Here is a 13,318-nt window from a genome sequence, read left to right as displayed (position 1 = left end):
AGCAAATAAGATTCCCCCTAAATGAGAAGACCGCCCCGAAGCAGCGCCAGGAGGCGGTCTTCAGAGCGGTCACGTTGTTCAGGCCTGGGCGATCTCCATCGCGTCCTGGAACGCCTGAGCGTTCCGGACGGCCTCGGGGTCGGTCAGATCCCCGTCGTCGTCCGCCGTCGCCTCCTCCTCAGGCGGCGCCCACGGGACGACGTGAGCCGCGTAGGCCCACGCGCCGCCGATCTTCTCCTCCTGCAGGACATACGAGTAGTCCTCGTCGCCATCAACCGGCGAGCCGGTACGACGACGGCCCTCGGCCTCCTGGTTGTTGCTGGGAAGATCCAGCAGCAACTCGTAGAACCAGCGCCCGTCAGGGCTCGGTTCGGTCTCGTCGACCTCCCCGTCCCAGACCACTTTCGGCGGCAAGAGGACCTTTTTCAGGCCCTCCGTGTTCCTCCTCCACGGGGTTTCCTCATACTTGGTCGTACACTTCAGCAGACGCAACTGCCGCATTTTTCGCCTCCACACAGGTCGCTTTATGCTCCCTGGCCAACCAAATGACGCCTTCACATATATCAAAAAACCGCTCGTTTGTCAACCCCGTGCTGTCCACAAACAGGGTGAAAACGAGCGATTTATGAGCAAATGCGCCTATTCAAGGATTCTCACGTCAATCTTTCGAATCGCATTCCGCCCCACGTCGCTCTCCTGCAACGTCTCTATTTGGCGCGCCAGCTCCCCCATGGTCATATCCCGTTCCCCATGGCCTGGGATAGAAACATGAATTTTTGTGTCAGCTGGGTAGTGATCAATCAATCCCAACACACCTTCTTTTTGATAGGCAAACTCTGGATTTTGTTCTGACATAAGCGGATTAAATGAATACCCTCATTTTACCAGACAAATCACTTATCAACACAAAATCCGCTATGGATCCTGTATTATGCGGCAACAGATGGGCAGAACGAGAGGAACGAACTCCATCCACCCCCAAAGACTAGCCAAAATAATAGATTCATGGTATACACAGCTTCACTATGGCACAAGGAAACGTAGTTGTTCGATTCGAGGAAGTCACCTTTGGCTACCGCTCAGAAAACCTCATCTTAGACGAGGCGAGTTTTTCTGTCCGAGAAGACGCCAAATTAACCCTCATGGGTCAAAACGGAGCTGGCAAAAGCACCCTGTTTAAACTCATTACCGGTGAGCTGGCGCCCGACCGTGGTCAAATTCACTTAGCCTCTGGTGCCACAATCGCCACTGCCAAGCAGGTCATGGCGCGAGATCTCCTCACCGACACGGTGCGTGAATACTTTGCGCGCGCCTTTGAGGAGGTTCCCTATAACTTGGATAAGCGTATTGCCGATGTCCTGAGCACCGTCAACCTCTCGGCGCCGCTCGATCAAGCCATTGGCACGTTCTCAGGTGGTCAACAGGCGCGTTTACTTCTTGCCTACGCATTGATTCAGGAGCCGGACATTTTGCTCCTAGACGAGCCGACCAACAACCTGGATCAAGACGGAATCAATTACCTCACGGCGTTTTTGATCATGTACCCAAAGACGGTTCTCGTAATCTCCCATGACGCCGACTTTTTAAACAGTTTTACAGAAGGTGTGCTGCACTTGGACGTGTACACCGGCAAGGTAGAAAAGTACGATGGAAACTACACGGACGTGGTAGAAGAGATTGCCGCGCGCGTGGAGCGAGACCGTGCCAAGAATGCCCAGTTACTCAAGACAATTCAGGATCGCAAGGACAAAGTCAACTTCTTTGCCAACAAGGGAGGAAAAATGCGAAAGCTTGCGAGTAAATTACGAGACGAGGTCGCCGACGCGGAAGACAACATGGTGGACGTCAAACGCGACGATCGCACCATCCCACCGTTTACTATTCCTGCACAGCATACGTCCGAGGTCGTGGTACGCATCACGGGCGTTAAAGTGATTCGCGATCATGAGGCTAAGCACGCCAAGGTTAACCTCTCACTGCGTCGCAAGAATCATTTGCTCATTACCGGACCCAATGGGATCGGCAAAAGCACACTGTTACGCAGCTTGGCAGAGGGTACCAACCCAGACGCCATCATCACCGAAGGCGTCAAAGTCGGCTATTACCGGCAAGATTTCTCCGGGCTCAACATGGAAGAGACGGCCTATGCGTCCCTTGCCAGTATGATGGATGAGCAAGACAATGAAGAAATACGTCGCACAGGAGCACGCTTTTTGCTCGACGGCGAAACATTGGCAACACCTGTAGCCGCGTTGTCAGAAGGTCAAAAAGGCTTACTCTGTTTTGCACGGTTTGTGCTGCAGCAACCGGGACTCCTTATTTTTGATGAGCCTACCAACCACATCAACTTCCGTCATTTGCCCATTATCGCCAAGGCGTTAAACGACTATGAAGGATGTTTGATCATGGTCAGTCACGCAGACGACTTTGTGAAACAGGTGCAAATTACCGATACCCTAGATTTAGCAACACTTACCCCAGATTCCTAATTACAGACTATGTTTAATAATACGCGAAAAAGCAGTGGCGGTGGATACAAAGGACGCGGCGGCAACGGCGGAGGCGATTGGAAGCGTGATGGACAATCCGGTGGAGGACGACCAGACATGCACCGGGCAACCTGTGTCGAATGTCGCGCCAACTGTGAGGTTCCATTTAAACCAAACGGTAAGAAGCCTGTATTGTGCAGCGATTGTTTCCGCAAGGACGACGGTGGACGACCAAATTTTGAGAAGTCCGATCGTTATGATCGACCTGAGCGTTCTGACCGATCAGACCGCTACGAGAAGCCGAGCTTCCGCAGCGCAGCCCCATCCAACGACAACGGAGAGGTGGTAAAGCAACTCAAGGCGCTGAACGACAAGATGGATCAGCTCTTGGGGGCGATTGCCAACATGGAGCAATAAAGATTCACAAAAAAACCAGGCGATAAACGTCTGGTTTTTGGTTTGCGATCTCGTTTTAATTTACTGCGATCCCCTCCCAAACATCCACATCGAATTCTTTGAGCACACGTGCCAGATCCACAACCGAGAGTCCGAGCACACCAAAATAATCGCCTCGCATCTCCTCTAAAAACAGTGAGGCATACCCCTGTATTGCATATGCTCCGGCACGATCTAGCGGCTCTCCGGTTGCAACATAATCATCAATTTCTTTATCGGTATAGGCAGTAAACGTCACGTCTGTAATTGAGACCGCTTGCCGTGTCTCATTCGTGACTGCATCAATCACGGCCAGCCCCGTCATGACTTGGTGTGTTTTACCACGCAACAATCGCAACATTTCTCGTGCGCGTTCTGGCGTATGAGGTTTCCCCATCACCATCGATTCGAGAACAATGATTGTATCTCCTCCAATCACGAGACCCTCTCCCACCGTGTCCACAACTGCCCGTGCTTTCCCGAGCGCGAGGTGCTGCACCAGAGCCTCCGGTGCCATGTCTAATGCCATGTCTTCTTCGTAGTCACTCGCAACCACCTCAAACGGGAGTCGCAGCAGCTCCATCAATTCACGCCGACGTGCAGATGTGGAGGCTAAAATTATCTGTTGTTTTTTCATATTACTGTCGTACGGATTCTAATTGTATTTGGTAACGCATCCATGATTTTTCCATGCGTTCCAATTCTGATTTTATCTCCTCAAGTCGTTGCGATTTAGCTGGTGCGTAGTCTGTAGGATTGTTAAAAAAGAACTTAAGGATAGCACTTTTCTCGGATTCTAAAACGGCCATCTGGCCCTCGAGTCGCTTAATGGAGCGCTGCAATTCCCGCGCGCGCTCGTACTGTTGGCGTCTCGTAACACGGTCTTGCTCAACAAGTGGGTCCTCCAATGTCGCCTCGGATTCCAACTGAGACTCTGCCTCCATAAGCTCTGCCACATCCTGCACGTATTCCTCGTACGGCCCAATATACTCGCGAACCGACCCGTGGCGCACCTCCAAAATCCTGTCCGCCAGCGCGCTTACAAACGTTCGTGCATGTGACACGAATAAGACGGTTCCCTTATAGGCCTTAAGCGCAAGCGCCAACCCCTCTTCCGTTTCCACGTCCAAGTGGTTTGTAGGTTCATCCAAAACAAGCACCGTGTGCTCTTGCAACAACACACCTGCCAATGCCAATCGCGCACGCTCACCTCCAGACAACACCTGCACACGCTTATCTAATGCGTCGCCTTGAAATAAAAAGTTTCCCGCCATCATTAAAATCTGCTCACTCGACGTATTTCCCGGCGCGCAGCCCATAAGATGCGACAACACCGTGTCCTTATCCGACAGCGACGCACTCGTGAGCTGATCGTAATACCCAATATTGGCATGCTTCCACCATTTATACTCTCCGCTCATGGCCTCCAGATTTCCGACGAGCGTTTTTAGGAGCGTTGATTTTCCGCGACCATTCTCACCCGTAATCACCACTTTCTCACCGCGCAGAATATCAAATCCAATGCCTGCGGCCACCGAATGACCCGGATACCCAATCTCCAAATCACGGACGCGTAACGCCAACCCTGGATGCACGAGAGGCGACGCGATTTTAATACGTGTCGTTGCCAGGTCTGCATCGATTTTTTGAATCTGTGAGCGCAATTTTTGGATATGCTTCATCTTATTTTGTGCGCGTGTTGCCAAACTCGCCTTGGCGCCAAACCGATCCACAAACGTTTGATGATGCACGATCTCACGCGACAACTTCTTGTTTGTGCGTTTTATAAATTCTAATTGCTCCGCTTTCCACGCAAGGTAGGACTGTACGTCTCCGTTATACGTGGTGAGGTTTCCGCGTTCAATCTCATACACCGCGTCACAGGTGTTTTGCAAAAACGTGCGATCGTGGGCAATCAGCAAAAAACTGCCCCTGTAATCAGCCAACACGTTTTCCAACAACAACAGCGTTTGCAAATCCAAATAGTTGACTGGCTCATCCAAAAACAACAACGTTGGCTCCTGCAAAAACATTGCTACTAATTTAACGCGCATCTGATACCCGCCCGACAACGCCGCAGGCGACTTGCTTAACTGCGCCTCGTGCAATCCAAATCGACTTCCTCGTTTTTTGACCTCCCACGAAGGTTTCCCACTCACGGTTTCCAAGTATCCCTGCGTCGAAACATGATCTGGCAACACCTCTTGCTGATGCACCACACCCACATGTGTGCGATCAAACATCGTTACACTCCCGGCATCTGGTTCAATGTCGCCCGTGAGAATTTTAACAAGTGTTGATTTTCCTGCGCCGTTCCTGCCAATCAATGCAATCTTCTGACCTTCTGACAACAAAAAAGACACGTCGTTTAAAACGGTTTGTTTGCCATAGGCTTTACGAATCCCTTGCACTTCCAACAGCGGCTTTCCCATAGTGGCCAGAATCTACCACAAAAAACACAAATTTGGGAGAGAAACAGCCTTCACACTGTAAACAACCACTGTAAGTTAGGTTATTTCTCCCGAGCCCCATACAAAACATCACGACTGACAATAGCCCATGTATCCGCCATCTAAATATTGAACATGCGTATATCCAAGTTCCAGCAACGTTTGACCCGCAAGAGCTGCGCGGCCGCCACGTGCACAGTAAACAATAATGCGTGTCCCCTTGTCTGGAACCGCTTCTTCGACCTTAAACTCCAAAAACCCACGAGGAATATGCATAGCATTCTCAATATGACCAGCATTCCATTCATCCTCCTCCCGAACGTCCAGTAAGACGTGCTCAGTATCATCTGCAAGTAACGTTTTGTATTCATCACAAGAAATACTTGGCGTTTCCTGCAAAGCCTCCTCAGCGATTGTTTTTCCTGTTTGTCCAGTCATACATTTTATTAAGAAATCAAGATAACTGTTTCCGGCTTCTTTGTTCCCTTGTGCGGCGCCATGCCCGAGAGAGGAAATTCCACCGTAAACGTGGATCCCTTACCTTCTGCCGAAACAAACGTCAGCGTTCCTCCCGCCTGCTCCACCATTGTTTTTGTAACATACAGCCCAAGACCCGTTCCCTCGGCTGGCGACAAGATTGCATTATCTGCACGGAAAAACTTTTGAAAGAGTTGAGACTGTTGACGCACGGGGATCCCAATACCGGTATCCGTAACAGAAAGTGCAATCCTTTGATCATGCGACGACAAGGAAAGTGTAATCTCTCCTCCAGTATTTGAATATTTCATGGCGTTAGAAACAAGGTTCTGAACAATGATACCAAAGATATCCTTATCAATCCCCGTAACTATAGGCTCCGTTGGGACTCGTGTCTCAAAATAAACACCTTCTTTTTCCGCAACAAGACTCACATCCTTCCCAAGCGATCTCACCAACTCACCAAGATCCACAGATACTGGTTGGATGCTAATTGTACCCGATTCCAATCGATTCACATTTAGAAGACCTTTAACAAGATCCACCATGTGCTCCTCACTCGAATGGATACGGTCAAGATACTCCTGTTGTTTATCCGACAACGAAGCGCGGTCCTTTAGTAGAAGTTCTGTAGCCCACTTAATTCCCGTAAGAGGAGTACGCAATTGGTGTGAGGCAATTGAGATAAAATCTGTTTTCATATTATCGATCTCCCGCTCTTTTGTAACATCCTCAAACATCACTACAACACCTAAAATACTTCCCTCATGATTCACGAGGGGAGCCACGTTTTCCTCGATGGGGATCTTTACACCATCATTGCGCAACAAAAGCGTATGATTTGCGCGTGTTCGCACGGCTCCCGCCTTAAGCGCTTCCGTAATAAAGACATCTTTTTCCTCTCCAGTTTCTTCTGAAATAAAGCGCATGACTTGTTTGTAATGTTTCCCAAGCGCATCTTTTTCCGATATACCAGTCATCTCAACCGCCACACGATTGAATTGCTGAATAATCAAATTTGGATCCACCACAAACACAGCATCCCCAATTCCCTGCAAAATTGCCTCGCTTTTTTTGCCTATCTCCTCCCGTGAACGGACGAGTTTATCTACATACGTTGCCATTATCCACACACAAAACAAAATAATACCCGACAAAATAGAAACGATTGCAATAATCCACCTACCAAGAGCTTGTGCAGGAACAAGCACTTCCGCTTGATCGATTTTTGTCACAAGGCCCCAATTAAGGCTTGGAATATAGCGCCAGACAGCCAGCACGTCCCTGCCTCGATAATCGACGACAAATCCTTGATCATTGTCTCCCAAAACAGCACGCTGCGCAGGGTTATTGAGAACCTCTCCCGAAAATGGCAGCGATACAGTAAACGCCGCATCTGAATTAAAGCGCAATGGATTTAAAAAGAGCACAGAATTCCCAACAAGTTGAGCAACCTCAGTCTCTCCGGTCGTCCCGAGTCCCGTTGTATCCTGGATAATGGCGTACAGTTTGTATGCATTCACCTCAAAAATCACAATCCCAACAAATTCTTCACCAACGTCATAAATAGGTGCAGCAACAAAAAATTTTGGTTCATTATCCTTTCCAATAAAAAGACTGCTGATAAAGACTCCATTTTTTGCATTCTGCATAACCGTGTTTGTGGGATCGTACAGGGTTTTACGAACGCCGTTTGTAATACGATGATCGTCTGCAAACACAACCGTCCCATCCGGAGACACGAGCAGAACGTCCATGACCTCCTCGACAGTGTTCCTCCATGCACGCAATTGCTGATCAAGGTTGTGTTTGGCTGACTGAAACTCTTGATCATTCGTTGTGTTCTCCAGCCTAACGAGAACTGGCAAGTTTGTTTTGATCTGATTGTCATCCTGAATGATTGTAATCAACCGCTCCCACGAATACATATATTCCTTAATGGCAGAGGTCCTTGCTTCTACGATCGCAGTCAAATTAGAAAACTCCTGCTCTACGTAAGCGGTTTCCGTTGATCGGTAGTTCACCCACACAATGCCAAAAAGAGGAAGCAACGCAACGACCGCGTAGACACTAATTAAGAGGTTTCGTATCTTCATAGTATCTATTCACGATGTTTGAGCTCCTGTCGCAAAAAAGACGGATCAATCAAAAGGTCCGTATTTACAAATGTGGCGTACTTTAATGATCGTAAGAGATAATTACGAATGTCAAACAGATGGAGATAAATAGAATCCGGGACAAAACCTGAACGCAAAAGACGAATATTCTCTTGAAGATCGTACATGGAAACACTTGCTAATTGAGTTGATGCTTCACTTGGATCAACCTGTAACTCTCGCGAAAGTATGCGTTCCGCCTCAACGGGATGTTCTTGAAGAAAGGCATATCCATCAAAGTATGCGCTTATAATCGCCTGAACCGTCTTTGGATATTGCTCGATAAACTCTTTGCGGAATGCCAAAACGTCAATAATCGTATAGGGATGTTCAGCCGACGATACCAGAACAGATCCGAACCTGTTTTCTACAATCGTAGAAAGCCCCGGCTCATAGACAATTGCTGCGTCTATTTCCCGGTTCTTAAGAAGTTCCGATGACTGTTCTGGTGAAACAGAAGGCACTATTGAGACGTCTGACGGCGAAAGAAATGTATCTCTTAGCAAGTGGTGCAAAAAGTACATCTGAAATGAATCAACGTCTAAGGCAATCCGTTTATCCTTAAGTTCCTTTGGTGACTGAATATCCTCAGACGCCACGAGTGCATCCGCCCCTGCTGATTGATCAATGATCAATACAATCGTTTGATAGATCCCTTCATGGTTCTCCTTAACGACGTCGTACGTTAAATTAACTCTCCCTTCTAGATCCTTGTTTTTTGCAAAAGCTTCTGTTATCTCCGCGGGGTTATCAAAGCGTTCCAAGGAAACGTCTACACCATGTTTCTCAAACAAGTCCTGACTTTCCGCAACGTACAAAGCAACATAACCCGGAAAAGGATTCACGCCAATATGTACTGTGCCGGGATAATAACCCTCGTCCTGTTGCCTTGGCTGAAAAAAAAGCCAGATTCCAAACACGAGTACCCCTATCGCGCCAACAACGCAAAAGAAGCAGATAGCATTCTTAAAATAACATTTATCGCGCCATGAGTTCATAACAGAAAATGTTGTTACAAAAAGCACCGCGTTGCTCGTACAGTCAGTATAACAAATAAACACGTTTGGTGTGCGGTCTATCCACATGTTGTACTATATCCGATTGCACGACCAATCTATTTCTTCTCGTCTCGTTTCCTGATAAGATACAGGCATTCCTGACCCCTTCTATGACCTCCAATCCTCTCCCAAAACCGTTTCTCGATCGACTCACCAACCAGTTTGGCGCACGCAACGTCGAGACAATCCTCGAGGGATTTCGCACAAAGCGACTCACTACGTTTAGAACCAATATTAGCAAGGCGACAGATGCAGAGATAGAGACATTTTTAACGGAGCATCAGATTTCATTCACACGAGTTGAATCAATCCCACATGCATTTTGCGTGGAAGGGATAGGCGACAAAGGTGTTTTGAGCCTTCCCATCTGCCAAGACGGTCGTATTTATGTGCAAGGATTGTCTTCCATGGTGCCGCCACTGATTCTCAACACGCAGCCCGGCGAATCTGTACTTGATCTTTGCGCCGCACCTGGCAGCAAAACGAGTCAAATCGCTGCAGACATGCAGCAGCAAGGTCAGCTTATTGCCATGGAACAAAATACCGTCCGATTTGATAAATTGCTTTTTACCCTCGCCAAGCAAGGCCTTCCGTTTGTCGATGCACGCAAAGGCAATGCTATTCAACTTTGTCGTTCCCTTCATAACACGTTTGATGCCATCTTGGCAGATGTCCCCTGCACCGCCGAGGGTCGCATGAATTTATCCCTCGAACGCAGCTACGCCTACTGGTCCGAGCGCAATATTGAGAAGCACGTCGCGATGCAAAAGGACTTGCTCCGCGCAGCTGTCCCCTGCCTCAAACCGGGTGGTCGGCTCGTCTATTCCACATGTACGCTTGCACCACAGGAGAATGAAGGAATTATTCGCTGGCTCCTCAAAACATTTCCACACCTATCTCTCGTGCCGATTCAATCCCCCCTTCCAAGCCACCCTGTTAGCGAGGGATTCTATCTCCTACCGTCTGTAGAACACGAGGGACTCTTTGTTGCTTGTGTGAATTCTGAATCTGTTTTCGGGTAACCATTTATTGAGCGCTTACAATCTCTATAAAAACAGACCAGCCTGCGCTGGTCTGTTTTTAACCGTTATTTCTTTTTGTCCTTTTTGGGTTTTTTGATGTTCTTGCGAGAGTTGAGACCTTTAGCCATAGAAGTAAAATTAATTGTGCCTCAATAATAGCACGCCCTCAATAAATGCCTAGTGTCTCTCCGTTGTTTTTGTGGCATCTGATTCTCTTGTCGACAGTCCCCATTGCCACCGAAGTCGCTCGCCCGTTTTAAAACAAATCACAAGAAGCACGATCACAATCCCAGTGGTCTGCAGAACAAATTGAATTGCCTGTTTTAGCGTTGGTTCGCCGAGTCCGTTCAGCCACAGACCATTAATGAGCAATGCGATCATCATCAAACCAACCACCATCCACCCTTCGCGTTTAACCGGCACCCAGCCCCATCCAAACGGGCGTGCTTTAAACCAGTATCCGTGGGGGTTGTCTGTTGCGTATTCTTTGTAGGTTTGTTGCATAGATCTTTGCTTATACATTAATCATAGCAAGATCTCGTGATCCCTGCACACAAAAACTGATAGTCGGGCCGTCCAGAAGGACGACCCGAAGTACGCGAAACACGTCGTATTACGTCGTTTGTGGGTCCTTGAGTGCCGGCGTTGCGGCTAGCTGCGCCAGGTATCCCGGTGCATGCTCTGCCAAATGCCACCGTTCCTGATCCGCGAGCTGATCCGCCATCGACAGCGGCCTTGTGACCTCACGCAGGTCAGGTGCCAATTCCCTGAGCCAAGATTCAACAGACAAATGAGGAGTATTCGTCACGATCACCCTTTCTTCGCCGTCTCGGCGACAATCCGCGCGATACACGCGGTAACACGTTTAAAGGTTGGGATGTGCAAAAATTCATTCGGTCCATGCGCGTTTGATTCCGGTCCCAACACACCCGTAATCACAAACTGCACCTCTGGGTAACGTGCGCCCAGCATCGCCATAAATGGGATCGATCCCCCTTCCCCCATAGAACACAGATCTGTACCAAAGGATTCCTCACACGCAAGCTCAAGCGCCGTTTGCAGCCAAGAGGCAACGGGCGGCGCAGCCCAACCATCCATCGGTTCTTCCATATCAAACTGCACATGTGCTCCGTAGGGCGAATCTGCCTCAAGTGTTTCCTTAAGCAACTGTCCTGCCATTATTGCATCGATCTTCGGCGGCAAACGAACTGACAGCTTAAGTGCGGTGTAGGGACGAAGCACGTTTCCTGCATCTTGCAACGCCGGAAGTCCCTCGGCACCCGTAACCGATAACGTCGGTTTTAGTGTTCTATTACCTATACAGACACGCGGATCATCCGACATACATCGGGCACCATCGACAAATGCAAAGTCTGCTCCAATTGCTTCCCCCAAGAGTGTTGCCGTTTGCGCAAGAGATCGTTCTTCATCATCGGTCAGTATTTGAAACAACGCTGGCAATGTCACCTCCCCCGTTACCTCGTTCTCAATACGCGACAATAGTGACCGCGCAATACGGAAGCTTGACGGCACTACGCCGCTGGCAGACCCCGAGTGTGCGCCCTCAGTTAGAATATCTACACGCAGTGTCCCCATAATGCATCCCCGCAAAGACGTTGTCAGCCATAGCTGATCGTACGTGCCACAGCCCGAGTCGAGACACACAACCAAATCTGGTGTTTTGATCCGGTCGGTGAGTTCTTGGATATAGGTAGAGAGATCAATACTTCCGCTTTCTTCCGATCCTTCGATAAGCAACAGACAGCGTGGGTGAGCGACTCCTTGCGCCTGAAGAGCCTTTATGGCGCCCACTGCGGCAAACACCGCATACCCATCATCGGCTGCACCTCGCCCGTAGAGTCGATCACCCTCAATCACGGGATTAAACGCCGACAACCCCTCTCTCCATCCAGAAAGCGGCGGTTGCTTGTCCATGTGCCCGTAGAGCAAAATGTTTCCAGGTGCACTTCCTTGAATATCTACGATTAGAAGCGGTGTTCGCCCCTTTGGCGTAAGCAACTCAATCGACGTATTTTGTAGCGACTGATCTTGTACCCATATTTTGATCAACCGAGCCGCACGCAACATGTGTCCGTCCTGTTCCCAATCGGGTGCGTATGCCGGCGAGACATTGGGAATGCGGATGTAGTCCTTGAGCGTTTGTTCTACGCGCTCATCCCAAAATTGTTCAATGAACGCGTGAGTTTCTTTGACATTCATACTTGCAAAATACGTGAATAAATGGTGATATGAATGTGATGCCACCCAATGCAGGGAGTCCACCCAGTCGCATCGGGTGGCATCACAGAGCGCGCCTTGGCGCTTTTTATGTTCCCAGGCTAGAGGAAGAAACCGCTTCCTCCCCCTCCCACGTCCCAGCTCGGCCAGGAGTGCCCGCCTTCGTTGCCACGGCTGAATCCATCTGGATTGTTGCCGTAGCGCTCGCCATCGGGACCGCTCCAGGTCTCATCACTGCGCGTGGGGTTGTTGCCAGGGGCCGGGATCTGTCCTTGATCCGGCATCTTGTTCTGACCGTTCTCGGTGGTCATAGCCGATCCTTTCTGTTGCATTGCGCAACAAACGAGACCACTGGTCATCAGTGGTCTCGTAAAAAAACACGTAAATGTTCTTGTAGGAGCTACCGATGCCAAAATACCAAAACCGACCACGTAAAGTGGTGTCGGAGGCATGTCGGCATGTACGAGCTCGTATTCATAATAGTTCTAGTCTACACAGGTTCTATTTTATCTGTCAAATTCACTGTCATTTACTTCTTCATTGAATACTTTTTGCGAACAACAAAGAAGTAGATAAATGCCCCAATCCAGTTGGTAAACACGATCAATACTACCCAAAGTGTTTTGTCTGGAATATCGCGCTTAAGAACATCCACCAACATCCAAATCCAGAACGCCATAAACAGCAAACCAACGGCGACTATGGCAAAAAAGACACCGACGACAGCTCCAGAAAAATCACCCATACTTAATCCGTCAAACACGTTCAACAGATTTGTATCTGCGATGTAAAGATATTCTGGAGTATCTTCGATAATCATGTACAGACTCAATCCACTTGTTGACCAAGTTCGCTCCCCACTATGCGCTTTGATTGAATAGCGCGTGTCAATTCGGTAGTGCATCGCGTCGATTTGAGAATATTCTGCATCGTAGATTTGAAATTCGAGTATTTCAATATCCTCCAATTGCTTTTGCAATTGCGTACCGATGT

14 protein-coding genes are annotated in these 13,318 nt (G+C 48.8%); 3 read left to right on the top strand and 11 right to left on the bottom strand.

From position 1 onward, the window contains the following. Positions 1-78: 78 nt before the first annotated feature. Together COV06_00560 and COV06_00555 are read right to left on the bottom strand one after the other, a co-directional pair. Positions 79-501 (bottom strand): hypothetical protein, encoded by a 423-nt coding sequence (locus tag COV06_00560; GenBank protein ID PIR47879.1) that lies wholly within the window; start codon positions 499-501, stop codon positions 79-81. A 138-nt stretch (positions 502-639) separates the two neighbouring features. Beyond that, positions 640-855: a hypothetical protein gene (locus COV06_00555; protein PIR47878.1), complete on the bottom strand. Its 216-nt coding sequence runs from the start codon at positions 853-855 to the stop codon at positions 640-642. A gap of 170 nt (positions 856-1,025) precedes the next feature. Here COV06_00555 and COV06_00550 point away from each other — a divergent pair, with 170 nt between their 5' ends. Next, positions 1,026-2,489 (top strand): hypothetical protein, encoded by a 1,464-nt coding sequence (locus COV06_00550; protein ID PIR47877.1) that lies wholly within the window; start codon positions 1,026-1,028, stop codon positions 2,487-2,489. A 9-nt stretch (positions 2,490-2,498) separates the two neighbouring features. Then, positions 2,499-2,906, top strand: a complete 408-nt coding sequence (locus tag COV06_00545) for a hypothetical protein (protein PIR47876.1) — start codon at positions 2,499-2,501, stop codon at positions 2,904-2,906. Positions 2,907-2,961: 55 nt separating this feature from the next. On the opposite strand, the gene COV06_00540 is transcribed toward COV06_00545, so the two are convergent. The 5 genes from COV06_00540 to COV06_00520 all read right to left on the bottom strand — a co-directional run bounded on the left by COV06_00540 (position 2,962) and on the right by COV06_00520 (position 9,092). Next, positions 2,962-3,561: a septum formation inhibitor Maf gene (locus tag COV06_00540; protein ID PIR47875.1), complete on the bottom strand. Its 600-nt coding sequence runs from the start codon at positions 3,559-3,561 to the stop codon at positions 2,962-2,964. 1 nt (position 3,562) lies between these two features. Then, on the bottom strand, positions 3,563-5,356 hold the full coding sequence (locus COV06_00535) for a hypothetical protein (GenBank protein ID PIR47874.1): 1,794 nt from the start codon (positions 5,354-5,356) through the stop codon (positions 3,563-3,565). A 108-nt stretch (positions 5,357-5,464) separates the two neighbouring features. After that, positions 5,465-5,812: a sulfurtransferase gene (locus tag COV06_00530; GenBank protein ID PIR47873.1), complete on the bottom strand. Its 348-nt coding sequence runs from the start codon at positions 5,810-5,812 to the stop codon at positions 5,465-5,467. Positions 5,813-5,820: 8 nt separating this feature from the next. Next, complete coding sequence (locus COV06_00525) at positions 5,821-7,947, bottom strand: hypothetical protein (protein PIR47872.1); 2,127 nt, start codon at positions 7,945-7,947, stop codon at positions 5,821-5,823. A 5-nt stretch (positions 7,948-7,952) separates the two neighbouring features. Then, the gene (locus tag COV06_00520; GenBank protein ID PIR47871.1) at positions 7,953-9,092 is read right to left on the bottom strand and encodes a hypothetical protein; all 1,140 of its coding nucleotides are present in this window, start codon (positions 9,090-9,092) and stop codon (positions 7,953-7,955) included. 83 nt (positions 9,093-9,175) lie between these two features. Here COV06_00520 and COV06_00515 point away from each other — a divergent pair, with 83 nt between their 5' ends. Beyond that, entirely contained in the window at positions 9,176-10,087 is a 912-nt protein-coding gene (locus COV06_00515; GenBank protein PIR47870.1) for an Fmu (Sun) domain-containing protein, read from the top strand. 177 nt (positions 10,088-10,264) lie between these two features. Here COV06_00515 and COV06_00510 read toward each other — a convergent pair whose 3' ends face one another. From COV06_00510 to COV06_00495, 4 genes are all read right to left on the bottom strand, one after another. Further along, positions 10,265-10,591 carry a hypothetical protein gene (locus COV06_00510; GenBank protein ID PIR47869.1) on the bottom strand — a complete coding sequence of 109 codons (327 nt, stop codon included), beginning with the start codon at positions 10,589-10,591 and terminating at the stop codon, positions 10,265-10,267. A 306-nt stretch (positions 10,592-10,897) separates the two neighbouring features. Then, positions 10,898-12,307: a peptidase M20 gene (locus tag COV06_00505; GenBank protein ID PIR47868.1), complete on the bottom strand. Its 1,410-nt coding sequence runs from the start codon at positions 12,305-12,307 to the stop codon at positions 10,898-10,900. A gap of 119 nt (positions 12,308-12,426) precedes the next feature. Next, positions 12,427-12,777, bottom strand: a complete 351-nt coding sequence (locus COV06_00500; protein ID PIR47867.1) for a hypothetical protein — start codon at positions 12,775-12,777, stop codon at positions 12,427-12,429. Positions 12,778-12,854: 77 nt separating this feature from the next. Continuing rightward, positions 12,855-13,070: a hypothetical protein gene (locus COV06_00495; protein PIR48096.1), complete on the bottom strand. Its 216-nt coding sequence runs from the start codon at positions 13,068-13,070 to the stop codon at positions 12,855-12,857. Between the last annotated feature and the right edge of the window lie 248 nt (positions 13,071-13,318).

The sequence above is a fragment of the Candidatus Uhrbacteria bacterium CG10_big_fil_rev_8_21_14_0_10_50_16 genome (assembly GCA_002774875.1).
Taxonomy (GTDB): Bacteria; Patescibacteriota; Patescibacteriia; order UBA9934; family UBA11717; genus UBA11717.
The sequence above is the reverse complement of the archived record's forward strand: the minus strand, read 5'-3'. Positions and strand labels throughout refer to the sequence as shown.

What these genes read in the sequence shown, in the direction of transcription:
- COV06_00560 (PIR47879.1), bottom strand. Translation starts at nt 501, where the DNA reads ATGCGGCAGTTGCGTCTGCTGAAGTGTACGACCAAGTATGAGGAAACC.
- COV06_00495 (PIR48096.1), bottom strand. Translation starts at nt 13,070, where the DNA reads ATGGGTGATTTTTCTGGAGCTGTCGTCGGTGTCTTTTTTGCCATAGTC.
- COV06_00520 (PIR47871.1), bottom strand. Translation starts at nt 9,092, where the DNA reads ATGTGGATAGACCGCACACCAAACGTGTTTATTTGTTATACTGACTGT.
- COV06_00530 (PIR47873.1), bottom strand. Translation starts at nt 5,812, where the DNA reads ATGACTGGACAAACAGGAAAAACAATCGCTGAGGAGGCTTTGCAGGAA.
- COV06_00545 (PIR47876.1), top strand. Translation starts at nt 2,499, where the DNA reads ATGTTTAATAATACGCGAAAAAGCAGTGGCGGTGGATACAAAGGACGC.
- COV06_00535 (PIR47874.1), bottom strand. Translation starts at nt 5,356, where the DNA reads ATGGGAAAGCCGCTGTTGGAAGTGCAAGGGATTCGTAAAGCCTATGGC.
- COV06_00555 (PIR47878.1), bottom strand. Translation starts at nt 855, where the DNA reads ATGTCAGAACAAAATCCAGAGTTTGCCTATCAAAAAGAAGGTGTGTTG.
- COV06_00515 (PIR47870.1), top strand. Translation starts at nt 9,176, where the DNA reads ATGACCTCCAATCCTCTCCCAAAACCGTTTCTCGATCGACTCACCAAC.
- COV06_00510 (PIR47869.1), bottom strand. Translation starts at nt 10,591, where the DNA reads ATGCAACAAACCTACAAAGAATACGCAACAGACAACCCCCACGGATAC.
- COV06_00540 (PIR47875.1), bottom strand. Translation starts at nt 3,561, where the DNA reads ATGAAAAAACAACAGATAATTTTAGCCTCCACATCTGCACGTCGGCGT.
- COV06_00525 (PIR47872.1), bottom strand. Translation starts at nt 7,947, where the DNA reads ATGAAGATACGAAACCTCTTAATTAGTGTCTACGCGGTCGTTGCGTTG.
- COV06_00500 (PIR47867.1), bottom strand. Translation starts at nt 12,777, where the DNA reads ATGCCTCCGACACCACTTTACGTGGTCGGTTTTGGTATTTTGGCATCG.
- COV06_00505 (PIR47868.1), bottom strand. Translation starts at nt 12,307, where the DNA reads ATGAATGTCAAAGAAACTCACGCGTTCATTGAACAATTTTGGGATGAG.
- COV06_00550 (PIR47877.1), top strand. Translation starts at nt 1,026, where the DNA reads ATGGCACAAGGAAACGTAGTTGTTCGATTCGAGGAAGTCACCTTTGGC.